Raw genomic sequence first — 23549 nt, 5'->3', positions numbered from 1 at the left:
GTCCGGTCCTGGCGCCGTGTTGTCAGGACGGGGGGAAAAGGGAGACTGGAACCGGAGGCATCGGAGGCAGCAATGGTCATGGAACACGGTATGGACAAGACCGGTCCCGCCCGGGACGACATGATGAAGAAGCAGCTTCGGAGCCAGATGACGATGGACCGCTCGCTGCGCACGGACGAGAACCGCGAGCTGGAACCGCCCGGCGAGGACCAGCCGGTGGCGGCGCCGTCACCGGAGAGCGTCTACCGCGGCGGCACCCCGCACGGCATGTCCGAGCGCGACGTGGGGCTCCGTTCCGAACTGGCGCAGTACCTCGGCCGCAGCGTCTACCCGGCCGAGCGCAACGACATCCTCCGTATCCTGCGCCGCAACCACGCCCCGGACCGCCTGGTCTCGATGGCCGAGCAACTCCCCACCCACCACCGGTACGGCAATGTGCAGGGCATCGCCGAATCGCTCGGGCTGGGGACCGAGGACCGGCGCTCCTGAGGCCGAGGAGCCCGCGGTGGCGGACAATGGCCACGGAGGGGTACACACCACCCCGTATGGAGGCGAAGAGGAGGGCGGCAATGTCCGACGACGCCATGGGCGACGAGGTCTACCAGCCGCCCAGATCCGATCCGCAGGACAACCCCAACGACCTCGACATGGAGGACGCCCTGGACGAGCCGGGGCTCGACGAGGCGTTGGACACCGGCTACTCGCCGCCGGAGCGCCCGTTCGTGGTGAACCACGAGGGGACCACCGCGCAGGAGCAGCACGACCGCGAGTCGCTGGCCCACCGGCTCTCCATCGAGCTGCCGGACGTCTGCGCGCCGGACGGCGACGGCATCGGCGACCTGCCGGACGGTGCCGGTGAACCCTACGACGACCAGGTCGGCGACGAGCGCGCCGGGCGGATCGTCAGCTCCGACGACGGCTTCTGGCGCGGCGGCGGCAGCAACGACATCATCGCCCGCGACGTGGGCGTCGACGGGGGCGCGGCGTCCGCCGAGGAGGCCGCGGTGCACATCGCCCATGACGTGGGCGGGGTGGTCGAGGGCGAGATTTAACGGGGGCTCCCTCCGTTTCGTTGCGGAATCAGCAACGGACTTTGCCGGACGGCCGGGGTACGGCCGAGGCTTCGCCGTAACCGGACGGAGAAGGAGTGCCCTACATGAACCACGGCAACGGCAGCGCCACGGTCCCCGACGAGGAGTTCTGGGACGCCCGGTACGCGGAGCGCGACCGCATCTGGAGCGGGAACCCCAATGCGGTACTGCTCCGCGAGGTCCACGACCGGGCCCCCGGCACGGCGCTGGAGCTGGGATGCGGCGAGGGGGCGGACGCCATCTGGCTGGCCACTGCGGGCTGGCGGGTCACCGCGGTCGACGTGTCGGGGGTGGCACTGGGCCGGGCCGCCGAGCAGGCCGCCGCGGTCGGGGTCGCCGACCGCATCGACTGGCAGCGGCGCGACCTGGCGGTCTCCTTCCCCGAGGGCAGCTTCGACCTGGTCTCCGCGCAGTTCCTGCACCACCCCGGCGAGATCTTCCGGGAGGGCATCCTGCGGACCGCGGTGGCGGCGGTGGCGCCCGGCGGGGTGCTGCTGATCGTCGGGCATGCCGGGCCGCCGCCCTGGGAGCACAACCACGACCACACGCACGACCCCGCGCACCCGGTGGAGCAGTTCCCGACGACCCAGGAAGTACTGACGGCCCTGGCACTGCCCCCGGAGGAGTGGGAGGTGCAGCTCAGCGAGGAGTTCGCGCGGGTGCAGAGCGGCCCCGACGGGCAGCCGGTCGAGCGGATCGACGCGGCGCTGAAGGTGCGGCGCCGGGGCTGAACCGGCGGTCCCCGGTGGCGGACGCGGAATCCGTCCGCCCTCGGGGACGCGGAGTGCTCAGGCCGCCAGAGCGGGCAGCGGCTTCTCGTACAGCCAGGTGTGCAGCAGCGGGCGGACCGAGCGTCCGGCGCAGCGTTCGGCGTGGGCGAGGAACACCCCGGTGTCGGCGCTGGCGCCGCGGTGCTCGCCGTGCCAGCCGCGCAGCACGGCGAAGAACCGGTCGTCACCGACGGCCCGGCGCAGCGCGTGCAGGGCGCAGGCGCCCCGGACGTAGATCCGGTCGTCGAAGATCCGGCGCTGGCCGGGGTCGGCGATCCGCAGGTCCTGGGGGCGGCCACACAGCGAGCGCCATTCGCGGCGGGCGATCTCGTCGGCGGTGTCCTCGCCGATGTGCTCGGACCACAGCCACTCCGCGTAGGTGGCGAAGCCCTCGTTGAGCCAGATGTCGCGCCAGTCGCGCAGGCTGACGCTGTTGCCGTACCACTGGTGGGCGATCTCGTGCGCCACCAGGGTCTCGGCGCCGCGCGCCCCGTCGATGTGGTTGCTGCCGAACACCGACCGGGTCTGGTTCTCGACCGGGGCGGCGAGTTCGGCGTCCACGACCACCGCGCCGTACGCCTCGAACGGGTAGCGGCCGAAGTGGCCGCTGAACGCCCGGAGCATCTCCGGCTGGCGGGCCAGGTCGTGCGCCGCCTCCTCGGCCATCCATGCCGGGTAGGAGTTGTGCAGCGCGATCGGCGGGTGGTCCGGGCCGATCTGGGCGGTGCCGCTGTCGTGCCGGAACCGGCCGGTGTAGAGCGCGGCGAGGTACGGGGCCATCGGGCCGGGGTGGTGGTAGGTCCAGCACTCGCGGTGCCCGCTGCGGCGGCGTTCGAGCAGGGTGCCGTTGGCGAGGGCGTGCTGACCGTGCGGGACGTCGATCCGGAAGGTGAAGGCCGCCTTGTCGTCGGGGCGGTCGTTGCAGGGGAACCACGAGGGGGCGCCGAGCGGTTGGGAGGCGACCATGGTCCCGTTGTGCGGGTCGCCGGTGCGGTCCCAGCCGATCGGGCCGAACGGGGAGCGGACCGGCCGGGGCCGGCCGCGGTAGCCGATGTCCACGGTGAACCGCGCGCCGGTGGCGAGCGGGCCGGGGGTGAACAGGTACAGCTTCCCGTTCTGCTGGCGGGTGCGGACCCGGGTCCCGTCGATCCGGGCGGTGTGCGCGGTGAGTCGGGAGAGGTCCAACTCCACGCGGTCCAGGGGCTGGTTGGCCACCGCCTCGATGCGGGCCCGCCCGTCGAGGCCGCCGTCGGCCGGGCGGTAGGACAGGTGCAGGTCGTAGGAGACGGTGTCGTGGGCGTAGGTGCCGTGCCGCGGGAAGTAGCGGTCCGGGAGCGGACCGGCGGGGCCGTCCGCGACCGTCGCGGCGAACGGGAGCAGGGCGGCGCCCCGGATGAGGGCGCGCCGACTGCATCGGGTCACGCGGCCGCCCCCCCTTCCGCGCGGGCCGCGACGGAGCGGGTCGGGCGTTCGCCGGCGATCGGGTTGCCGGCCCACCGGGTGTGGGCGGGGACGCTCTCGCCGCGCATGACCAGGGACGACGGTGCGATGGAGACGCGCGCCCCGACGTCGGTGCCGGGGAGCACGATGCCGTGCGGGCCCAGCGAGGAGCCCTCGGCGAGGCGGACGGTGTCCAGTCGCATGATCCGGTCGTGGAAGAGGTGGGTCTGCAGGACGCAGCCGCGGTTGACGCTGACGCCGTCGGCGAGGGTGATCAGGTCGGTCTCCGGCAGCCAGTAGCTCTCCAGCCAGACCCCGCGCCCGATCTTGGCGCCGAGGGTGCGCAGCCACCAGTTGAGGACCGGGGTGCCGGTGAACGCCCCGGCCATCGACGGCACGGCGAGCGATTCGACGAAGGTGTCGAAGAGCTCGTTGCGCCAGACGAACGACGACCACAGCGGATGCTCGCTCACGGTGAAGCGGCCGACCAGCAGCCACTTCGCCACGGTCGTGATGAGCAGCGCCACGAGGCCCGAGGCCAGCATCAGCGGGGCACCGACCAGCGCGGCGAGGCCGAGGCCGCCGTTGGTGAAGGCGTCCTGTTCGGTGAGGAACACGCCCTCGGCGAGCGCCACACCGCACATCAGCGGCAGCACCCGGCACATTTCGACGGCGGCGCGGGCCACGACCAGTTTGCGCGGCGGGGCGAAGGTGCGCGCCGGGTCGGCCTGGGTCGCCACCCGGGGCAGCGGCATGGCGGGCCGGCCCAGCCAGGACATCCCGGGCTCATTGTTGGCGGGGGCGTTGGAGAGCACGCCGATCAGGCTGTGGTCGGGAACGTCGTGGCCGGGGTCGACGATGCCGGAGTTGCCGACGAAGGCCCGCTGGCCGATGCGGACGGTCCCCAACCGCAGCCATCCGCCGCGGATTTCGTAGGGCGCGACCAGGGTGTCGTCGGCGAGGAAGGCGCCGTCCTCGACGTACAGCAGGGAGGGCAGCGGCAGCACGGTGGAGATCTCGGCGTGCTTGCCGACCTTGGCGCCGAGCAGCCGCAGCCAGTGCGGGGTGGCGAGGCTGGCGTAGAGCGGGAAGAGGCTGCCGCGGGCGCCGTCCAGGAGGCGGGTGACCAGCCAGGCGCGCCAGGCGACGCCGCCGCTCGCGGGGTGCAGCCCCGGCGTGATGCCGCGGCCGAGGATCCGCACCACGGCGGCCGTCACCAGGATCGAGCACCCGGTGCTGACGATCGCGAAGACCGGTGCGGCCAGCAGCAGGCGGACCGCCGCGGTGGCGAGGGTGCCGCTGTCGCGGAGCAGGAAGTACGCGCCGACCAGGGCCGGGGCGGTGGACAGCAGCGCCAGCAGCGGCAGGCCCAGCAGGGAGAGCCCGTAGGCGGCGCTCCAGCCGAGCGAACGCCGCCAGCGCGGGGACGGCCACGCGGCGCCGGAGATCCGCTCGGCGGCGCCGGCCGGGCGGGCCGGGGAGCCGGTCCAGCAGGCACCGTCGGGGACCTCGCCGTCCAGGCAGGCGCCGGCGGCGAGTTCCGCGCCCTGGCCGACGACGGCACCGGGCATCAGCATGCTGCGGTGGGCGACCCGGGCGCCGGCCCCGATGCGGACCGCACCGATGTGCAGGATGTCGCCGTCGAGCCACCAGCCGGAGATGTCGGCCTCGGGTTCGACGCTGCAACCGTCGCCGAGTTCGGCGAGGCCGGTGACCGGCGGCATGGTGTGCAGCGACACGTTGCGCCCGGTGGTGCAGCCCAGGGTCCGGGCGTACAGCCGGGCCCAGGGCGTACCGAGCAGCGACGGGATGCCGAAGGCGGCGACGACGCGTTCGGCGGTCCACAGGCGCAGGTGGGTGGCGCCGCCGCGCGGGTAGGCACCGGGCTTGATGGAGCCGGCGAGCAGCCGGGCGCCGAGGGCGCCGAGGGCGCAGCGCATCGGGGCGCTGTAGAGGACCACCCAGCCGACGATGATCAGCCACCACGCGGTGTGCGGTGCCCAGACCTGTGGGGCGAGCCAGCCGAGGATGTTGTCGGCGAGCGCGAGCCCGACGAGTCCGCGCAGGCCGGCGATGCCGTACAGGCCGGTCTGGACGAGGAATTGGACGACCGCGGTGCGCCGCGGGACCGGGCGGACCGGGCGGGCCTCGTCCACCGGGCCGCCGAGCGAGTCGAGGTGCTCGGCCATGTCGCGCAGCACCGGGTGGCGGTAGAGGTCGGCGACCGAGACGCCGGGGTGGTGGGCGCGGAGCTGGGACGCCATCCGGGCGGCGACCAGGCTGGTGCCGCCGAGGGAGACGAAGTCGCTGTCCGGACCGGGCCGGACGCCGAGGAGTTCCTCCCAGATGCCGGCGAGGCGGGCGGCGGTGCCGTGCAGGGCCGCGGCCGGGTCGCCGGTGCCGGCGTCGACCGGGGCGGACGGCAGCGGCCAGGGCAGCGCCTTGCGGTCGACCTTGCCGGACGTCCGGGTGGGCAGGCTCTCGACCTCGGCCAGGACGGGCACCAGCTGCGCCGGCAGCCGTTCCTGGAGCAGCGCGCGGGCCTTGTCCTGCTGGAAGCTGGAGCCGTCGGCGGAGCGCTGCTCGGGGACGACGTAGCCGACCAGTACCTGGGTGCCGGCCGGGGTGGTCTGGACGGCCGCGGCGGCACCGCGGACGCCGGGCAGGGCGGCCAGGGCGGCGTCGATCTCGCCCAGCTCGATCCGGCGGCCGCCGAGTTTGATCTGGTCGTCGGCGCGGCCGACGAAGAGCAGGCCCTCGGGTTCGGCGCGGACCAGGTCGCCGGTGCGGTAGGCGCGGGCGGTGTGCAGGACGTCGTCGGGCCGGAAGCGCTCGGCGTCCTTGGCGGGGTCGAGGTAGCGGGCGGTGCCGACGCCGCTGATCAGCAGCTCGCCCTCCGCGCCGTACGGCACCGGCCGCCCGGTCCGGTCGACGACGGCGAGCTGCCAGCCCGCAAGTGGCAGGCCGATGCGGACCGGCTGGCCCGGCCAAAGGCGGGCGGCGCAGGCGACGACGGTGGTCTCGGTCGGGCCGTAGGTGTTCCACATCTCGCGGCCGGGCCCGGCGAAGCGGTCGACGAGCCCGGCGGGGCAGGACTCGCCGCCGACGATCAGCAGTCGGACCCGGTGCATCGCCTCGTCCGGCCAGAGGGCGGCGAGGGTGGGGACGGTGGAGACCACGGTGATGCCGCGCTCGACCAGCCACGGGCCGAGTTCGTGGCCGGCCCGGACCAGCGAGCGGGGGGCGGGCACCAGGCAGGCGCCGTGCCGCCAGGCGAGCCACATCTCCTCGCAGGAGGCGTCGAAAGCGACGGACAGCCCGGCCAGCACCCGGTCGCCGGGGCCCAGCGGTCGGTCCTGGCAGAACAGGACGGCCTCGGCGTCGACGAAGGCGGCGGCGGAGCGGTGGCTGACCGCCACTCCCTTGGGCGCGCCGGTCGAACCCGAAGTGAAGATGATCCAGGCGTCGTCCTGGAGACCCGGGGCACGCGGGTCCCCGGCGGGCCGGGACAGGCCGGGCAGCGGGCCGTCCGGGCCGAGGACGGCGCAGACGGCGGCCTCCCGGAAGACGGTGGCGGCCCGCTCGTCGGGGTCGTCGGCGTCGACCGGTACGTACGCCGCTCCGCTGCGCAGGACGGCGAGGATCGACAGGTACAGCTCGGCGGTTCCGGAGGGCACGCGGACTCCGACCCGGTCGCCGGGGCCGATCCCATGGTCCCTGAGCTGCCGTGCGCGGCGTTCGGTCTCGATACACAGGTCGCGGTAGGTGATCACCTCGGAACCCGTGTCCAGGGCGATCGCCTGGGGATGTGCGGCGGCGGTGGCATCGAGCACGTCGAGCAGGGTCCGCGGGGCCGGGGTGCCGGCGGTGCGGTATACGGCCCGTTCGGGCACTGGATCGGACGGCTCGAAGGACGATTCGAGAAGGGGCGACGACATCGATATGCCTCTGTTCGGTGCCGGTGGGTGGAAGACCCTCGGACGTTCGCCCCTAGAGATGCCGCTGACCAGGCACCGGTTCGCCTGCCGGGCCGTCAGATCCGCTAATCGAACGTACTGTGAAAGTGCCGGTGGGCCGCTTGGGCAGGTAGCACTGGGAAAGTGGCTCGGGCGCCTGACCACGGCGTGGGAAAGAATTGACTCCGGCCGGGGATTCTTTTCGGCACCATGCCCCCGAAGCCACAAAACCGCAGGTCAGGGCCGCAATGCGGATCGGTTACGGGTCAACCGGTCAAGCCTTGGCCAAATGATTGCGCAAATGAGCAATTATTCATCGAGTTCTCACGGTGGTCTCATCGCGCCGTCATGACACCGCCATACCCTCGCAACGAGCCCGTCACACCCCGGAACATCCCCTTGATTACCGCCAACAGGACGCCGGCGCGAGCTACTTGAAGATGTTCACCGCCCGGGCCACCACCAGGACGACCGTCAGCAGCGACACCGCCGACTGGAGCAGCATCAACAGCTTCGCCCAACGCGTCAACGGCATCACGTCGGTCGGACTGAAGGCGGTGGCGTTGGTGAAGGACAGGTACAGGTAGTCGGCGAACTGCGGCTCCCAGTGCTCCGGGGCCAGCTCCGGCGTCGCCATCTGCGGGAAGAGGAAGTCGGGGTAGCGGCGCACCGCATGGACCCGGGCGACCGGGCCGCCGCGGTCCCACTCCCAGTACCAGAGCGCGAAGACGATGACGTTGGTGGCCCAGATGCTGCCGCCGGTCGCCAGCAGCGGCCCGGCGTCCCCGCCCTCCGTACCGCGCACCAGACCGATCACCAGATGCACCGCGGACCAGCCGTTCGCCGCGCTGATCATCGCGATCAGCGCCAGCCCCGCCCACCGGTAGAGCCGGGAGACCCGCTCGATACGGAACGGGTCGACCACCACCAGCACGAGCAACAGCGCGGTCTCCAACCCCGGCAGCAGCCACTCCGGATGGATCGCCAACCGCTCCGGCAGCCGCCACTGCAATGCCACCGCCACCGACACCGCGAGCGTCGAGGGCCAGCGGGGCTCACCGCGGGTGACCCGCCGCCAGGCCGGCCGCAGCCGCCGTCCCGCCTCCTCCACCCCCGCGACGGCAGGCGCCAACAACGCCTCGATGCGGTCCAACCGCTCGGCTTCGCTACCGGCTTTGCCCGCCTTGCCGGGCTCGGGGTCCTGGGACATGCGGCTCATGCTCACCCGAGGTCGGCGCGGTGTCCAGCAGCTGAGCCCGGACGACGGGACGAACCCGCCGCGGAGTTAAGAGTCGGTCAAAAACTTGCAGACTTGCGCAAGTGTCTCCCGACAGGGTCTACACTTCTAGAGGTTTACGACAGCGGTCACCTCGTTCGGTGAGGCGTCGTCATGGACACAGGCCACTGATCCCACCCGTCGAGAGACGCTCCGGATCAGGACAGGTCTCCCCGGCCCAAGGGGTGACTCCAAGTGGCTGCCCCGCACGGGGCTACGCCGTGACGTGCCAAAGCTCTGACGAGTGGGGGTGAACCAGTCGATGGCGACTGGTCCGCTCCTTGCCGGATCGACGACGGCGCACCCTACGCGCCCCGACCGGAAGGAGGCGAGAGACATGGATTGCAGTAGTCCGGGCCATCATCGGCCCCCCTTCCGCCTGCCCTCGCATTCTTCCGGCACGCGGTAACCATCTTCCCTGCGCGGCCTCCCCGCCGCACCACGCCCCCGTACGGCCCACCGCCGACACGGGTCGTCGTGCTGCGCGCCCGCGCAGGGAAGATGGCTGCCCCGCGCCCCCAACACCTCCCCCGCTCGGGGGACTTGGGAGGTCGCCATGACCGAGACCACCGTCCGTTCCACGGTCCCCGCCCCGCACCCCACCGCCGTGCTCGACGACGCGCACACCGGTGACATCCGCGGCGCACTCGGCACCATCAGGCACGACGACACCGCCCCGCGCCGGGGCCTGTCCGCCAAGCTCAAGACCCTGCTGGCCGTCGTCGGCCCCGGCCTGATCGTGATGGTCGGCGACAACGACGCCGGCGCCTTCACCACCTACGGCCAGGCCGGCCAGAACTACGGCACCCACCTGCTGTGGACCCTGCTCCTGCTCGTCCCGGTCCTCTACGTCAACCAGGAGATGGTGCTCCGGCTCGGCGCCGTCACCGGCGTGGGGCACGCCCGGCTCATCCTGGAACGGTTCGGGAAGTTCTGGGGCGCGTTCTCGGTCATCGACCTGTTCCTGCTCAACGCGCTGACGCTGGTGACGGAGTTCATCGGCATCACCCTCGCCGCCGGATACCTGGGGCTGCCCAAGGTCGGCGCGGTGCTGCTGGCCGCCGCCGTGATCATCGCCTCCGCCTTCACCGGGTCGTTCCGCCGGTTCGAGCGGATCGCCATCGCGCTGTGCGCGGCGTCGCTGCTGCTCGTCCCGCTCTACTTCCTGGTCCACCCGTCCACCGGGCAGATGGCCCACGACTTCGTCGTCCCGCACCTCCCCGACGGACCCGGTGGACTGTCGTCCGTGATGCTGCTGATCATCGGCATCGTCGGCACCACCGTCGCCCCGTGGCAGCTCTTCTTCCAGCAGTCCTACGTCATCGACAAGCGGATCACCCCGCGCTTCATGGGCTACGAGAAGGCCGACCTGTGGATCGGCATCGCCATCGTGGTGCTCGGCGCCGCCGCCCTGATGGGCTGCACCGCCGCCGCCTTCGCCGGCACCCAGGGCGTCGGCGCCTTCACCGACACCGCCGGCATCGCACACGGCCTGGCCGCACACGCCGGCAAGCTCGCCGGAGTGCTGTTCGCCATCGCCCTGCTGGACGCCTCGATCATCGGCGCCTTCGCGGTGTCCCTGTCCACCGCCTACGCCATCGGCGACGTCTTCGGCATCCGGCACTCCCTGCACCGCGGCGTCGGCGGCGCCAAGGGCTTCTACGCCGTCTACGCGGGCCTGGTCGCCGCGGCCGCCGCGATCGTGCTGATCCCCGGCTCGCCGCTGGGCCTGCTCACCGAGGGCGTACAGACCCTGGCCGGGGTGCTGCTGCCGTCCGCCTCCGTCTTCCTGCTGCTCCTCTGCAACGACCGGGCGGTGCTCGGCCCCTGGGTCAACGGCCCCCGGACCAACGCCTTCACCGCCGCCGTCGTCGGCGTCCTGGTCACCCTGTCGGTGATACTCACGGCCTCGGTCCTCTTCCCGGACATCGACGCGAGCACCATCCTCACCCTCATGGCCGGCTGCGGCGCGGCCGGGGTGCTGGCGCTCGGGTACGCGGAGGTGCGGCGCCGCCGCAAGGGCTGGGCGTTCGGCGGCCGGCCGGTGGACCGCACCGGCCGGAACGACTGGCGGATGCCGCCCCTGGAGGCACTGCCCCGGCCGATCTTCTCCACCGGACACAAGGTCGGCCTGGCCGCGCTGCGGAGCTATCTGCTGCTCGCCATGGTCCTGGTCGTCGTCAAGCTCGTCCAAGTGGCGCTCGGCCACTGAGGTTTCCGGCCCACCGCCGGTACCGGTCCGCCATCCCGCCCTCTCCGAGGAGGTGCTCCCATGCACACCCTGACCGTCGTCGACTTCCTGGTCCGACTCGCCACCGGCGTGGCCTGCGGAGCGCTCATCGGTGTCGAGCGCCAATGGCGCGCCCGGATGGCGGGCCTGCGCACCAACGCCCTCGTCGCCGCCGGCGCCACCCTCTTCGTCCTCTACAGCACCGCCGTCGGGGACTCCGGCAGCCCCACCCGGGTCGCCTCGTACGTCGTCTCCGGTATCGGCTTCCTCGGTGGCGGGGTGATCCTGCGGGACGGGGCGGGGGTACGCGGGCTGAACACCGCCGCCACCCTGTGGTGCTCGGCCGCGGTCGGCGTGCTGGCCGCCTCCGGACGGCTCGAATTCGCCGTCCTCGGCACCCTCGCCGTGCTCGCCGTCCACCTCGTACTGCGCCCGGCCGGGCGGCTGCTGGACCGGGCCCCGGCGTCCGGTTCCGACCCCGACGCGGCCGTGCACGCCACCGTGCACGTGGTCTGCGAGCGCCGGGCGGAGACGCACATCCGCGCCCTCCTGCTCCAGGCGCTCACCTCGTCCGGACTGACCCCCATCAGCCTGCGGGCCCGCCGGGACGCCGAGGACGCCACCAGCATCCGCGCCGCGGTCACCGTCTCCGGCAACCTCGCCCAGGCCCTGGAACAGGTCATCGCCCGGCTCTCCCTGGAACCCGACGTCCGGGACCTGCACTGGCATCTGGACGAGTCCGAAGTCGCCCCGGAACAACGGGCACTGGCCTGAGCAGGCCGGTAAATCCAGCCACCAGAAAGAGAATTGAGGTGGCTGGATTTACCCATCCCACGATCCCGGCCTTTTCCCGGACCGAACCTTCCCCAACGCCCCGGAAGACACGTTCCGTTAAGAAGACGTGAAAATTCTGCGCTCACGCCACATTCACCCGCCAGGCTCCATCCGGAACGCCCCACCCGCCCCATCCGACACCCCCCCCGGCAACCGCCCCGCTCCCCTTCCCGTTCCTGTTCCCCTATCCCTTCCACTGCCGCCCCGTTGCGAGCGGAGAAGATCATGAACAGAGACGGAATGGCCCGCAATCCCTGAACCCGGGAACTCGGTAACCCGGGAACCCAAAAAATCGGAAACCCGGACGCCGGAGCGAGAAGCTCTCGGCACACCCAGCGGGCCCTCCTCCCGGCCACCACGCGCACCGGCCCGGAGCAGCTCCCGTGCCACCACACCGCACAACGGAGCGACTGCGCGACCGCCCCTCCCCCGACTCACGGCCGCGGTCCACATCCCTCGCATGGACACCCGGAATGAACGCGGTAATCCGGCCAACGAAGATCAATTGCCGGGCCCGGAGTAACGGCAAGGGCCGGAACACCCGTCGCAACCCGCCGAAAGGCAGTTCACAACGGCCGTTCCGGCCCCATCGCGGCCTGATTCGGACGATCCCCCGCGTCGCCCGAATCAGGCGGCCTGACCGGATTCACCACCCTGGCGGGCGGACATCCGGAACCTGTGTTGAGTATATTGGCTCTCAGCCAGTCAACGCAGGAGTTACAGCATGTCCCCCCGCAGCGCATCGGTCAATGAAGAATTGCGGCGGCGCTCCCGCGAGCGGCTGCTGCAGGCGACGGTCGAGCTGGTGGGCGAGCGCGGATACGAGGCCACGACGCTCGGCGACATCGCCCAGCGCGCGGGGGCGGCGCGCGGTCTGATCTCGTACTACTTCCCCAGCAAGCACCAGTTGCTCCAGTCCGCGGTGCACCGGCTGATGCACCGCACGCTCCAGGCCGCGCTGGAGCGGGAACCGCGGCCGACCGGGCCGAACGCCGGGCGGGAGCTGATGGCCCGGGCCATCGACGCGATCCTGGGGCTGGCCCATGACGAGCCGCTGCTGATGCGGACGCACATGGCCGGCATCCTGACGTCCCCGGGTTTCGTCCAGTGCCCGGAACAGCAGCGACTGGCCCAGCTGCTGCGCGAGACGGTGGTGGCCTACGGGTCGGCGGATCCCGACACCGACTATCCGCTGCTACGGGCGTTGCTGATGGGGTCGGTGGTGCCGATGCTGCTCCCGGGGGCACAGATGCCGCGGGTCCGGCTGCGCGCCGAACTGTTCCAGCGGTACGGGCTGGACTGGGAGATGGGCGTGCCCCCGGGCGAACGCCCACCCGAGAGCACACCGCCCCGGGGACGCCCCGGCGCGTGACAGGGGACCCAGGGCCTATCCACCCCTGATCGTCGTCGGCCCGTCGTCGCCCCGGCCCTAACGCTTGTTGTGCCGCGGGGTCAGCAGGCCGGCGTCGCGGGCCCCGGCGATCAGTCGCAGGGCCCGGCGCCGGTTGCGGCCGGTGGCGTTCATGACGGCCAAGACGGGGTCCTGGCCGTCCTGCTGGGCCGCGCGGTAGGCCGCCGCGGCGATCTTGCGGCGTTCGCCGGCCCGCGAGCGGACCAGGACGGCGGAGCGGGCCGCGGCGGGCGGCGGGGTGGCGTCCGGTTCCGGTGCGTCGTCCGGTGCCGGGGCGGGCCCGGTGCCGGGGGCCCCGCCGGCCGCGGCGGTCGCCGTCGGCTCTGGTGTCCCGTCGGCCGGCGGGGCGCCGCCCGCGGCGGCCGAGGCGCCGGCCACCGGCGCGGTATCCGTGCCGCAGAGCGTGCCCTCGCCGTGGACGGCCTGGTCCGTAGGTGCGGCGCCGCCCGCGCGGGCCTCCTGGGGCCGGGCCGGGCCGCCGCCCCCTTCGGGCGCGACGGACGCCGGGCCGCGCTCCGGACCCGGCGACGTTCCGGGGCCGGGCCGGGGCTTCGGGGGACGTCCGGTGGCCACCCGGCAGGCGTCGTCGAGCGGGCCGTCGATCCAGTGGGCAAGGGAGGCGAGGGCGTCGAGTGTCAGGGGCGGGTCGGCACGGACGTCCTCGACGGTGAGGCGGTCGCCGGTGGCCGTCACCAGGACGTCGATCCGAGCGCCGTGGGGGAAGGTCAGCCGGGCGCTGAACCAGGGGCCCAGCTCGGACGCGGCCGAGCCATGCGCCTGAAGCTCCCAGTCGGGCCACTCCAATGCCCCGCCTTGCGCTTTATATCGGTGGTTATCGGTATAAAACTCACTTTCCGACACAAACAAAACCTAGCCTCCAGCTCGCCCGGCCACGGGTCACGGCACGCTCAGCGGACCGGGAGCAACCCCGATAGCGCAGCTCTCCCGCCGCACGCCCGCCGGTGCGATGCTGGGGGTACTCCGCGGAAGGGGCCACCCGTGCTTCGTGTCGCAGTGATCGGTTCCGGACCGAGCGGTGTCTACACCGCCCAGACGCTGGTCGGGCAGGAGGCCGTCCCGGACATCGAGGTCTATGTCCTGGACCGACTGCCCTGCCCGTACGGTCTGGTGCGCTACGGCGTGGCACCCGACCACGAGAAGATCAAGTCGCTGCAGAACAACCTGCGGACGGTACTGGAGCACCCGCGGGTGCACTTCCTGGGGAACGTCGCGGTGGGCGCCGCCGGGGTGGGACTGCGGGAGTTGCGGGAGATGTTCCACGCGGTGGTGTTCTGCGTGGGCGCCGCCACCGACCGGCATCTGAACATCCCCGGCGAGGGGCTGCCGGGCAGCCATCCGGCCACCGATTTCGTCGCCTGGTACAGCGCGCACCCGGACGCGGCGGCCGACGGGTTCACGCTGACCGCCCGGTCGGCGGTGGTGATCGGGGTGGGGAACGTGGCGGTGGACGTGGCCCGGATGTTGTCCCGGGGCGCCTCCGAACTGGCCGCCACCGACATGCCGCAGGGCGCGCTCGGGGCCCTGGCCGACAGTCGGGTCGAAGACGTCTGGATGGTGGGGCGGCGCGGTCCCTCGCAGGCGAAGTTCACCACCAAGGAGCTGCGGGAGCTGGGTGCACTGCCCGGTACGCAGGTGCTCGTCCGGCCCGAGGAGCTGGCGCTGGACCCGGCGTACCGCGATCCGGGCGGGTTGCCGGCACCGGTGCGGCGGAACATCGAGGTGTTGCGCGACTGGGCCGAGCGGCCGGTGGAGCGGGCGGCGGGGATGGGCCGGTCCCGCCGGATCCATCTGCGGTTCTTCCTACGGCCGGTGGAGATCCTCGGGGACCCGGCCGCCGGGGTGCGGGCAGTGCGGTTCGAGCGGACCGTGCCCGACGGGCGGGGCGGGGTCGCGGGCACCGGCGAACACGAGGAGATCCAGGGGCAGTTGGTACTGCGGTCGGTCGGCTACCGGGGGCTGCCGCAACCGGGGCTGCCGTTCGACGAGACGACCGGGACGGTGCCGCACGCGGCCGGTCGGGTACTGCGGGACGGCGAGTCGTACCCCGGGGTCTATGTGGCGGGGTGGATCAAGCGCGGTCCCACCGGGGTGATCGGCACCAACCGGCCGTGCGCCAAGGAGACCGCTACGTCCCTGCTGGCGGATGCGGCCGGGCTGGCACGGCGGACGGTGGCGGCGGATCCGGTGGCGGCGCTGGAGCGGGCCGGGGCGCGGCCGGTGCCCTGGCGGGGCTGGCTGGCCATCGAGGCGGCGGAGGCGGAGCGGGGGCGCGGCCTGGGGCGCGGCACGGTCAAGCTGGCGGACTGGGAGGGGCTGCTGCGCGCGGCGCGGTCGGTGATGGTGGGGCGCTAGCCGTATTGACCCGCAGGGTTGTTTACGTGGGTGGTGGGCGGGGCGGTGCGGGCCCGTTCAGAGTGCGCCGAGACGGCGCTCCTGGAGGCCGGCCGCCCGCAGTACGCCGTCGACCAGGCCGGGGAAGAGGTCGTCGAGGTCGGCCCGGCGCAGGCCGTTCATCTTGGCGGTGCCGCGGTAGAACTGCTGGATCACGCCGTGCTCGCGCAGCACCCGGAAGTGGTGCGTACAGGTCGACTTGCTGACCGGGAGCTCGATGTCCGCGCAGTTCAGCTCGCCCTCGGCGGCGGCCAGCGCGCAGACGATCCGCAGCCGCATCGGGTCGGCGAGGGCGTGGAGGACCTGGGCGAGCCGGATCTCCTCGCGGTCCGGGTGCGGGAGCGTCCGGGCGCCCGAGACGGCCCCGGCGGCTGGCGTTTCGGTCGACATGACGGCTCCTGACCAGTGCGGATCTGTTGACCTGCGGCGCACTCGCACATGGTGTTCACCGGTGGTCGCAGCAGCCCTTGAAGCCCTCATTGTACGAGAACCATCGTAGTTTGACACCTAACGCACTACGCCGCCCACCGCAGGAACGTGGAGTCGACAGGCAGCAGGCATGACGCTCACGGAGGGGTCAGCGGAAGGTCAGCATCGGCAGGAGCCGTCACATGGCCACTCGGACCACGGGAAGTCACCGCGGGGCGCCGCTGCGGGGCACCGCCCGCACGAGAGGCCGGAAGGTCCCGCTCCCGGCAGCGTGCGACCACGCAAGCGGCTCAAGTCTCCTGCCTGGAACCGGATTCCGCTCCAGGACAGGACCCGCACCTCTGGTCACGGACGATCGGAAATCCGCAGGTTGAAGGTCTGCACAGTCAACAACCTGCGCTTCCCCGGCGCCCGCCAGTCACACGCGGCGCGAGATCGCCTCGACCCGTTATCGGTGGTCCCTGTACGACGGCGACGCGCTCTCCGCGAGAGATCCTCCCCGCCGTGATCAACCCGAGGATTCTCCCGCGCCATCCGCCGACGGAACAGCGCCCTTCACCGAGAGGCTGCGGGGCGAGAGCACCTCGTCCACCAAGCCGTACTCTTTCGCCTCGTCGGCGGTCAGGATGTGGTCCCGCTCGATGTCCTGACGGACCTTCTTGGCGTCCAAGTTGCAGTGCTTGCCCAGGACTTCCTCGATCCAGTTCCTGGCACGGTCCAGTTCGTTCGCCTGGATTTCCAGGTCGGAGATCTGGCCCTGGTGTACGGGGCTGCTCGGCTGGCACAGGAGAACGCGGGAATGCGGGAGCACCATTCGTTTACCCGCGGTGCCGGCCGCGAGAATGACCGCCGCAACGGAGTTCGCCTGGCCGAGGCACACCGTCTGGATATCCGGCTTCACGAATTGCATGGTGTCGTAGATGGCGGTGAGGGCGTTGAACGATCCACCGGGCGAGTTGATGTAGAGGGAGATATCACGATCTGGATCAAGGAACTCCAGGCAAATGATCTGCGTCATGACATCGTTGGCCGTCGTGTCGTCGACCTCGGTCCCCAGGAAAACGACCCGCTCTTCGAAGAGCTTGCCGTACGGGTTGTACTCCCGGGTCCCGTTCGTCGTCCTCTCCGAGAAGTTCGGGAGAATGTAGCGGCTCGTCGGTATTCCCTGCGCACCGCCGCGCAAAGAGTCTGATGTCATGACGGTCTCGTTTCCTCTTCTCGGGTGCTGCCGACGTCCCACCGGTGGCGGGGTACTCGCTGGACCGTTGTCGGACACCCGGTGCGTGCCGGTCGGCGCACCAGTTGTCCGGCAACGTGCTCAGGCGGTTCCGCCGCCGCCGGGAGCGTCCCCGGTGGAGGTCATGACCTTGTCGATGAGGCCGTATTGCCTGGCCTCTTCCGCGGTGAACCACCGGTCGCGGTCCGAGTCCTTGGTGATCGTCTCGATGCTGTTACCGGAGTTCGCCGCGATGAGCTCGGCCATCTCCCGCTTGGTCTTCAGCAGTTGGTCCGCGTAGATCCGCATGTCGGAGGCGGTGCCGGCGAGCCCCGCGGAGGGCTGGTGCATGAGGATCTTCGTATGCGGCAGCGCGAAACGCTTCCCCTTGGCGCCCGCGGTGAGCAGGAACTGCCCCATGGAAGCGCAGAAGCCCATGGCGATGGTGACCACATCGTTCTTGATGTAGTTCATCGTGTCGTAGACGGCCATACCCGCCGTGATCGACCCGCCGGGGGAATTGATGTAAAGGTAGATGTCTTTCTCAGATTCCGCCGCGAGCATCAGCAACTGCGCGGTGATCTTGTTTGCGATCTCGTCGTCGACTTCCTGCCCGAGGAAAATGATGCGGTCACTCAGCAGCCTGCTGAAGACCTGGTCACCGAGACCGCCGACGAGGGATTGCGAGGCCAATCGAGGGGCCGTCGAGTTGTTTTCTAACGCCTGACGGATAGCCACGGGATTCTCCTTCGAGTTCGGCAGCGGACCACACCATGTCCGCCAAAGCCTGCCTGACACACCGTAACACTCAAGCCCAACTGCACATGCTGTGTGCTTAGTTGTTCACTGACAGCGCATTGACGTTTGCTTGCGCGGACCACCGCATTCGGTCGATCCGCCGAGTCGCGGTGGTTGATCGGAAACTCAATGGGTTCTCGGCCAGGATGTGGCGGACGGTGGGGCCGCCGAAGTGGCCGCGGACGATGTGCGGTTAATACCGAAACCGCGGCTGCGTGACGATCATGGTTTTCGCGCGTGGGCGTGACGGTGTGCTGATGCGCCGTCGGGCGTTGTCACGTTGGCGGTGGGGTGGCCGGCCCGGTGGGACGCGTCTCTCGGACCCCGGCAGCCCCCGCACGCGGCCTGATCACGGCGGGAAGTGCGCGGATGCCGTTGAGCGCCAGCGAGGGAAACGGCTCCACCTCCTTTGCCGGGACGGCGAGTTCGGCATCGAAACGGTTGAAGAGGGCCGGCAGTGCGATGTGCGCTGCCAGCCGGGCCAGCGGAGCGCCCACGCAGAAGTGCGGTCCGTGGCCGAACGGCAGATGGCGGGTGTCGCGGGCGACGTCGAACGACGCGGCCAGCGGACCGTGGTGCGCCGGATCGCGTCCGAGCGCCGCGTAGGACATCATCACCGGCTCGCCCTCGCGGATGAGTGTGCCCCCGATCTCGATGTCCTGCGTCGGGTAGCGGAACGGACTTTGGCTGACCGGGGAGTCCCACGCCAGCGCCGACTCGGTCACCGTCTCCCAGGAGACCTCACCGGCGCGCACCAGCTCCAACTGGTCGGGGTGGGTGATCAGGGCAAGCAGGGAGCTGGTGAAGAAGTTGATGGTCGTCTGGTGTCCGGCGGCCAGGACCAGGATGAGGGTGTCGACGAGTTCGTCGAGGGTGATGGTGCCGTTGGTCCGGTGTTCGACCAGCAGGGAGGTGAGGTCGTCGCCGGGCCCGGCGACCTTGCTCTCGGCCAGTTCGGCCATGAAGCGGTACAGACCCTGCTCGGTGGCGGCGACCTCCGCCGGTTGGGAGGTGGTGTCGAAGACCGCGTTGCACAGGGCGTGCAGCGGCGCATGCTGCGCGTCGGGCACTCCGAACAGCTCGCAGATCACCCCCATCGGCAGCGGGACGGCGAAATCGGCCTTGAGGTCGGCCACCTCGCCCGCGGGGGTGACGGCGAGCTGGTCCAGCAGGTCGCCGCGCTGACCCGGATCCCCTCCCGCACCTCGTCGGCCCAGCCGGCGAAGAGGCCGGCGATCTCCTCCTTGCCGAGCCGCCGGCTCCCCGCGGAGTTGAAGCCGTCCGCGCCGATCAGGACGTCGCCCGCGGCCTTCCGCCCGTCCTCGAAGGTCACCTCGACCCCGTCGTCGCCGGTGACGAACCCCGTGGCTGCGGCGTTCAGTTCGATGACCTGGTCGTCTCCGAGCGCGTCCAGCAGCGTCTGTTGGAGATCGGCCCTGTGGACGGCGTAGTTCGACGTGCCCAGCCGGTCCGCGAGTGCACGGAACGGAAGGGCCCTGATCGGCCGGCCGCGCTTGGTGAGGAACTTGAGCTCGTCGAAGACCTCACCGCGCTTGTCCAGACCCGGGGCGATGTCGATGTCCAGGGTGCGCAACGCCAGGATCGCGTTGGCCTGGTGGGCGATCACCGGCGCCGGCCTCGCGCTGCTCCCGCCCCGGGGCGAGCCGGCGAGCAGTTGGAGGGTGCCGCCGCCGCACCCGTGTTGGAGAACCAGTACGGACCGACCGAGACGCACCTGCTGACCCAGCACACCATGACCGGAGACCCGGCCCGCTTCCCATGGACGTCATCCGGCGGATCGAGCCGCGGGCTTTCGGGCGCGGAGGATAACGTCGATCCGTCCGGGATATTGGCGATCCATCGGCTCGAAACCCGCCTCGGTGTACCACTGCTCGAAATCTTGTGGCGTGTAGGTGCGGCCCTCGGGCGACGCGACCGTCTGGACGTACGCCGGCATGAACGCGGCGTGGGCGGGACCGGTCTCGTCGTCGTCCTGAGCGCAGGCGACGATCACCAGGTGACCGCCCGGCTCCAACGCTCGGTAGGACTTCGCGAAGAGGGTGCGGACCTGCTCCGGGGACCAGATTTCGAGGAACCGGGAGAGCACGACGCAGTCGTGGGACGTGGTGGGGAACTCGCCCTGCCAGATGTCGGTTCCGATCGCGCGGACCCGCTCGGACAGCCCGACCTCGGCAATCTGGTCGTTCGGCATCTTCGCCACGTTCGGCAGTTCGAGGATGGTCGCCTGGAGGTGTGGCCATCGTTGAGCGAAGCCGATGGCGTTGGTTCCGGTTCCCCCGCCGACGTCCAGTACGTGGCGATACGACGAGAAATCCACGGCGTTGACGAAGCCCTCGACCACCGAACGGCTTTGGTGCTCCATCATGGCGGTGAACACCTTTTCGAGGTTCTCGTCCTCGGCTAGGAGTTCGTAGAGCGTGGTCGCCGATGATCCGGCGAGCAACTCGCGGTGCAGCCCCAGGTTTTCGTTGTGCACCAGCGATTCATAGAGCCAGCCCATCGGCCGGTACAACATCTCGTGGGTGTAGCGGACGATGACGGGCATGAAGCCGTCCGGATCACCCGCCAGGAGATCGGTCGCGGCGGTGTTGTGATACCCCTCGCCGTCCTTGCGCACGAGCTCGAACGCGCAGCACCCCAGCAGCAGCACATGTCCCGCGCGTTCTTCCAGCTCTAACGCGCCGGTGATCTCGTCGAGGGTGCTGCCCGGCCGCTCCTTGAGCAGGGTGAATAATTCCAGGCGTAATGCAGCATGAAGGAACGGGAATCGGAAACTGGGGAGGAAAACGGAAGTAGGCGCTGCGGATCACCACCCGTAGCCGGCCCTCCCACTGTTCCGTCTTGGACATGGGGTACGCCTTGTTCAGCATCCAGCGGGCGCGCGGGCGGCGTTCGTCCTTTTAGGCACGCAGCGCGGCGGCGACGTCGTCGGCCTCGGCAGGGTGCTGGGCCAGCACGGCGGCATCCTTCGTAGCGAGTCCCGCCCCTGGCCAGCGATGCTGGCATCGGGTGAGCGGCGCCGCCTCTCCGAGGCGGCGGTCCGCTCATCGCCGGTGGTTGTGCCGCTGGAATTCCCGAGCACGCGTGGAGGAATCCGATATCAGGTAGCCCTGTGATACTGGACCGGCACGGCCACCTCGCGGCCGAGTTCACGCGCGGTATGCCGTGCGAAGTACGGATTACGAAGCAGCTCGCGGCCGATCAGTACGGCATCCGCCTGTCGGTTCTCGATGATTTTCTCAGCCTGCCGCGCTTCGGTTATCTCTCCGACAGCACCCACAGGAAGTCCGACTTCGGTCCTGACCCGCTCCGCGAACGGCACCTGGTAACCAGGACCGGTGGGAATACGGGCCTTGGGTGCGTTACCGCCGGTGGACACGTCCAGTAGGTCGACCCCATGTGCCTTCAAGTCAGCGGCGAACCGCACGGTGTCGTCGACGGTCCATCCCTCGCGCTCGTCATCCGGGTTTTCCGTCAACCAGTCGGTCGCGGAAATGCGGAAGAAGACGGGCAGTTCCTCGGGCCAGACGGACCGCACCGCGTCCACCACCTCCAGCGCGAAACGCGTCCGGTTCTCAAAGGAACCGCCGTACGCATCGGTGCGGTGGTTGGTGTGCGGGGAAAGGAACTCGCCGATCAGGTAGCCATGGGCGCCGTGGATCTCAACCACCTCGAATCCGGCGTCCCGAGCCCGCCGGGCAGCGGCGGCGAAGTCCTGCACCACCTGCTGAATCCCCTCGACCGTCAGCTCGTCCGGGATCGGGTGGCCCTCATCGAAAGGCAGCGGGCTCGGCGCGACCGGCTGCCAGCCGTGTGTTTCACGGCCGACAGGAGCGCCACCGCGCCACGGCACGTCCGCCGATGCCTTGCGACCGGCGTGAGCGATCTGCACACCGGGTACCGCGCCCTGCTCCTTCAGAAAGGAGGTGATCCGCCGGAACGCTGCTGATTGCCTGTCGTTCCAGAGACCCAGGTCTCCGGGACTGATCCGCCCTTCCGGGGAGACGGCAGTGGCCTCGACCATGATCAGTCCAGTGCCACCAGCGGCTCGTGCGCCGTAGTGGGCGAAGTGCCAGTCTCCCGGAACGCCGACGTCCGGTCCCGACGCCTCAGCGCTGTACTGACACATCGGAGACATCCAAACCCGGTTGGGGATGGTCAACGACCGAAGCTGAAAAGGCTCGTAGAGGGCGCTCACAAAGGACTCCGTTCACACAGGCAGCCATCTCGGCCGCGGCTGGTACGAGAATCACCGTACTACGAAGGTCATCGAATTACGACATCCTTCGTACAAGATGGCGAGCCCGGTCGGCCACCGGCTTTCGACGCCCCACGCCCCGCGCCCCACCCAACTTGATGCGACAAGGCGTCAGGAAAGTCGGCGAAGGGTCGGCAGGCGTCCGGGGGGACCTGGCCAAAGCTGACCACCGGGCCGTCTGACCTGCATGGACGCCGATGCGGCACGCCGTTGTCAGTGGCCGGGTGCACACTGGCGACTATCTGAGACAACGGCGTCCCGGAGGTGTTCCGGCATGACAGACGTACTCCTCGCGGTGGGCACCCGCAAAGGGTTGTTCATCGGCCGCCGACGGCGCGGAAGCTGGCAGCTGAGCGGCCCGCACTTCCCCGCGCAGGCGGTGTACTCCCTCGCGATCGACACCCGCGGCGCGCGGCCCCGGCTGCTGGCCGGAGCCGACAGCGCACACTGGGGCCCCTCGGTCTTCCACTCCGACGACCTGGGCGAGAGCTGGCACGAACCGTCCCGCCCGGCCGTCAAGTACCCGAAGTACACCGGGACTTCACTGGAGCGGGTGTGGCAGCTGCATCCCGCGGGCCCGGCGGCGCCCGACGTGGTCTACGCCGGCACCGAGCCCGGCGGCCTCTTCCGGTCCACGGACCGCGGGGAGACCTTCGAGCTGGTCCGGGCGTTGTGGGAGCACCCCAGCCGGGAGAGATGGGTGCCGGGCGGCGGCGGACTGGCCGTGCACACCGTGGTCACCGATCCCCGGGACGCCGCCGCGGTGACCGTCGCGGTCTCCGCGGCCGGGGTGTTCCGCACCCTCGACGGCGGTGCCAGCTGGGAGCCGTCCAACAAGGGCGTCAAGGCGGTCTTCCTGCCCGACCAGCACCCCGAGTTCGGCCAGTGCGTGCACAAGATCGCGCCGGACCCGGTCGACCACGACCGGCTCTACCTCCAGAACCACTGGGGCGTCTACCGCAGCGACAACGCCGGAGCGACCTGGACGGACATCGGCGCCGGCCTGCCCTCCGACTTCGGCTTCGCGGTCGCCGCGCACCCCCACAGCGGCGGTGTCGCCTATCTCTTCCCGATCACCGCCGACATCGACCGGGTGCCGGCCGGGCATCGCTGCCGGGTCTTCCGCACCTCCGACGCCGGCGCGAGTTGGGAGCCGCTGAACGTCGGACTGCCCGAGGAGGAGCATTACGGCACGGTGCTGCGGGACGCCCTCTCCGTCGACGACGCCGACCCCGCAGGAGTGTATTTCGGCAACCGCAACGGCGAGCTCTACGCCAGCGCCGACGGCGGCGACAGCTGGCGGCAACTCGCCGCCCACCTGCCGGACGTGCTCTGCGTGCGGGCGGCGGCGGTGGCCTGAGTCGGGGACGGCCGGGAGTTGAAGGGGAGCGGGCATCGGCCAGTAGG

Annotated in this window: 19 protein-coding genes and 1 riboswitch; of the genes, 8 read left to right on the top strand and 11 right to left on the bottom strand. The window is 70.8% G+C overall.

Going from position 1 to position 23549, the window contains the following annotated elements:
* Positions 1-72: 72 nt before the first annotated feature.
* The 3 genes from ACFVT2_RS05785 to ACFVT2_RS05775 all read left to right on the top strand — a co-directional run bounded on the left by ACFVT2_RS05785 (position 73) and on the right by ACFVT2_RS05775 (position 1822).
* A complete protein-coding gene (locus tag ACFVT2_RS05785) occupies positions 73-489 on the top strand; it encodes a DUF2795 domain-containing protein (protein WP_390012604.1) in 417 nt (138 codons plus the stop codon).
* Positions 490-569: 80 nt separating this feature from the next.
* Positions 570-1052, top strand: coding sequence for a DUF5709 domain-containing protein (locus ACFVT2_RS05780; protein WP_390012602.1), 483 nt, complete (start codon positions 570-572; stop codon positions 1050-1052).
* 104 nt (positions 1053-1156) lie between these two features.
* Positions 1157-1822 (top strand): class I SAM-dependent methyltransferase, encoded by a 666-nt coding sequence (locus tag ACFVT2_RS05775; RefSeq protein ID WP_390012600.1) that lies wholly within the window; start codon positions 1157-1159, stop codon positions 1820-1822.
* A gap of 57 nt (positions 1823-1879) precedes the next feature.
* On the opposite strand, the gene ACFVT2_RS05770 is transcribed toward ACFVT2_RS05775, so the two are convergent.
* From ACFVT2_RS05770 to ACFVT2_RS05760, 3 genes are all read right to left on the bottom strand, one after another.
* The gene (locus tag ACFVT2_RS05770) at positions 1880-3283 is read right to left on the bottom strand and encodes a M1 family metallopeptidase (RefSeq protein ID WP_390012598.1); all 1404 of its coding nucleotides are present in this window, start codon (positions 3281-3283) and stop codon (positions 1880-1882) included.
* Positions 3280-7239, bottom strand: a complete 3960-nt coding sequence (pls, locus tag ACFVT2_RS05765) for an epsilon-poly-L-lysine synthase Pls (RefSeq protein ID WP_390012596.1) — start codon at positions 7237-7239, stop codon at positions 3280-3282. The genes ACFVT2_RS05770 and pls overlap by 4 nt, the downstream gene beginning before the upstream one ends.
* A 448-nt stretch (positions 7240-7687) precedes the next feature.
* A complete protein-coding gene (locus tag ACFVT2_RS05760; RefSeq protein ID WP_390012594.1) occupies positions 7688-8467 on the bottom strand; it encodes a hypothetical protein in 780 nt (259 codons plus the stop codon).
* Between the two features lie 152 nt (positions 8468-8619).
* Positions 8620-8790, top strand: a riboswitch (M-box (ykoK) riboswitch).
* A gap of 299 nt (positions 8791-9089) precedes the next feature.
* On the opposite strand from ACFVT2_RS05760, the gene ACFVT2_RS05755 reads away from it, so the two are divergent.
* From ACFVT2_RS05755 to ACFVT2_RS05745, 3 genes are all read left to right on the top strand, one after another.
* Entirely contained in the window at positions 9090-10745 is a 1656-nt protein-coding gene (locus ACFVT2_RS05755) for an NRAMP family divalent metal transporter (protein WP_390012592.1), read from the top strand.
* A gap of 60 nt (positions 10746-10805) precedes the next feature.
* Positions 10806-11537 carry an MgtC/SapB family protein gene (locus ACFVT2_RS05750; protein WP_390012590.1) on the top strand — a complete coding sequence of 244 codons (732 nt, stop codon included), beginning with the start codon at positions 10806-10808 and terminating at the stop codon, positions 11535-11537.
* A gap of 784 nt (positions 11538-12321) precedes the next feature.
* Positions 12322-12969: a TetR/AcrR family transcriptional regulator gene (locus ACFVT2_RS05745; RefSeq protein WP_390012588.1), complete on the top strand. Its 648-nt coding sequence runs from the start codon at positions 12322-12324 to the stop codon at positions 12967-12969.
* Positions 12970-13026: 57 nt separating this feature from the next.
* Here the strand turns inward: ACFVT2_RS05745 and ACFVT2_RS05740 are convergent, their stop codons facing one another.
* Positions 13027-13812: a DUF6214 family protein gene (locus ACFVT2_RS05740; RefSeq protein WP_390012586.1), complete on the bottom strand. Its 786-nt coding sequence runs from the start codon at positions 13810-13812 to the stop codon at positions 13027-13029.
* A gap of 195 nt (positions 13813-14007) precedes the next feature.
* Between ACFVT2_RS05740 and ACFVT2_RS05735 the strand changes: the two genes are divergently transcribed.
* The gene (locus ACFVT2_RS05735) at positions 14008-15381 is read left to right on the top strand and encodes an FAD-dependent oxidoreductase (protein WP_390012584.1); all 1374 of its coding nucleotides are present in this window, start codon (positions 14008-14010) and stop codon (positions 15379-15381) included.
* Between the two features lie 57 nt (positions 15382-15438).
* Here the strand turns inward: ACFVT2_RS05735 and ACFVT2_RS05730 are convergent, their stop codons facing one another.
* From ACFVT2_RS05730 to ACFVT2_RS05700, 7 genes are all read right to left on the bottom strand, one after another.
* A complete protein-coding gene (locus ACFVT2_RS05730) occupies positions 15439-15810 on the bottom strand; it encodes an ArsR/SmtB family transcription factor (RefSeq protein ID WP_390012582.1) in 372 nt (123 codons plus the stop codon).
* A 547-nt stretch (positions 15811-16357) separates the two neighbouring features.
* On the bottom strand, positions 16358-17047 hold the full coding sequence (locus ACFVT2_RS05725) for an ATP-dependent Clp protease proteolytic subunit (protein ID WP_390012580.1): 690 nt from the start codon (positions 17045-17047) through the stop codon (positions 16358-16360).
* A 120-nt stretch (positions 17048-17167) separates the two neighbouring features.
* Entirely contained in the window at positions 17168-17797 is a 630-nt protein-coding gene (locus tag ACFVT2_RS05720) for an ATP-dependent Clp protease proteolytic subunit (protein ID WP_390012739.1), read from the bottom strand.
* Positions 17798-18138: 341 nt separating this feature from the next.
* Positions 18139-18999 carry a cytochrome P450 gene (locus tag ACFVT2_RS05715; RefSeq protein WP_390012578.1) on the bottom strand — a complete coding sequence of 287 codons (861 nt, stop codon included), beginning with the start codon at positions 18997-18999 and terminating at the stop codon, positions 18139-18141.
* Complete coding sequence (locus ACFVT2_RS05710; RefSeq protein WP_390012576.1) at positions 18951-19613, bottom strand: FAD-dependent oxidoreductase; 663 nt, start codon at positions 19611-19613, stop codon at positions 18951-18953. Before ACFVT2_RS05710 ends, ACFVT2_RS05715 begins: the two co-directional genes overlap by 49 nt.
* A 36-nt stretch (positions 19614-19649) precedes the next feature.
* The gene (locus ACFVT2_RS05705) at positions 19650-20534 is read right to left on the bottom strand and encodes a methyltransferase (protein ID WP_390012574.1); all 885 of its coding nucleotides are present in this window, start codon (positions 20532-20534) and stop codon (positions 19650-19652) included.
* Between the two features lie 450 nt (positions 20535-20984).
* Positions 20985-22082 carry an NADH:flavin oxidoreductase/NADH oxidase gene (locus ACFVT2_RS05700; protein ID WP_390012572.1) on the bottom strand — a complete coding sequence of 366 codons (1098 nt, stop codon included), beginning with the start codon at positions 22080-22082 and terminating at the stop codon, positions 20985-20987.
* A gap of 334 nt (positions 22083-22416) precedes the next feature.
* Here ACFVT2_RS05700 and ACFVT2_RS05695 point away from each other — a divergent pair, with 334 nt between their 5' ends.
* Complete coding sequence (locus tag ACFVT2_RS05695; RefSeq protein WP_390012570.1) at positions 22417-23502, top strand: WD40/YVTN/BNR-like repeat-containing protein; 1086 nt, start codon at positions 22417-22419, stop codon at positions 23500-23502.
* Positions 23503-23549: the final 47 nt, after the last annotated feature.

It is taken from the genome of Streptomyces sp. NPDC058000, assembly GCF_042886435.1.
Classification (GTDB): Bacteria; Actinomycetota; Actinomycetes; order Streptomycetales; family Streptomycetaceae; genus Streptomyces.
The sequence above is the reverse complement of the archived record's forward strand: the minus strand, read 5'-3'. Positions and strand labels throughout refer to the sequence as shown.

What these genes read in the sequence shown, in the direction of transcription:
- ACFVT2_RS05785 (WP_390012604.1), top strand. Translation starts at nt 73, where the DNA reads ATGGTCATGGAACACGGTATGGACAAGACCGGTCCCGCCCGGGACGAC.
- ACFVT2_RS05780 (WP_390012602.1), top strand. Translation starts at nt 570, where the DNA reads ATGTCCGACGACGCCATGGGCGACGAGGTCTACCAGCCGCCCAGATCC.
- ACFVT2_RS05775 (WP_390012600.1), top strand. Translation starts at nt 1,157, where the DNA reads ATGAACCACGGCAACGGCAGCGCCACGGTCCCCGACGAGGAGTTCTGG.
- pls (WP_390012596.1), bottom strand. Translation starts at nt 7,239, where the DNA reads ATGTCGTCGCCCCTTCTCGAATCGTCCTTCGAGCCGTCCGATCCAGTG.
- ACFVT2_RS05760 (WP_390012594.1), bottom strand. Translation starts at nt 8,467, where the DNA reads ATGTCCCAGGACCCCGAGCCCGGCAAGGCGGGCAAAGCCGGTAGCGAA.
- ACFVT2_RS05755 (WP_390012592.1), top strand. Translation starts at nt 9,090, where the DNA reads ATGACCGAGACCACCGTCCGTTCCACGGTCCCCGCCCCGCACCCCACC.
- ACFVT2_RS05750 (WP_390012590.1), top strand. Translation starts at nt 10,806, where the DNA reads ATGCACACCCTGACCGTCGTCGACTTCCTGGTCCGACTCGCCACCGGC.
- ACFVT2_RS05745 (WP_390012588.1), top strand. Translation starts at nt 12,322, where the DNA reads ATGTCCCCCCGCAGCGCATCGGTCAATGAAGAATTGCGGCGGCGCTCC.
- ACFVT2_RS05730 (WP_390012582.1), bottom strand. Translation starts at nt 15,810, where the DNA reads ATGTCGACCGAAACGCCAGCCGCCGGGGCCGTCTCGGGCGCCCGGACG.
- ACFVT2_RS05725 (WP_390012580.1), bottom strand. Translation starts at nt 17,047, where the DNA reads ATGACATCAGACTCTTTGCGCGGCGGTGCGCAGGGAATACCGACGAGC.
- ACFVT2_RS05695 (WP_390012570.1), top strand. Translation starts at nt 22,417, where the DNA reads ATGACAGACGTACTCCTCGCGGTGGGCACCCGCAAAGGGTTGTTCATC.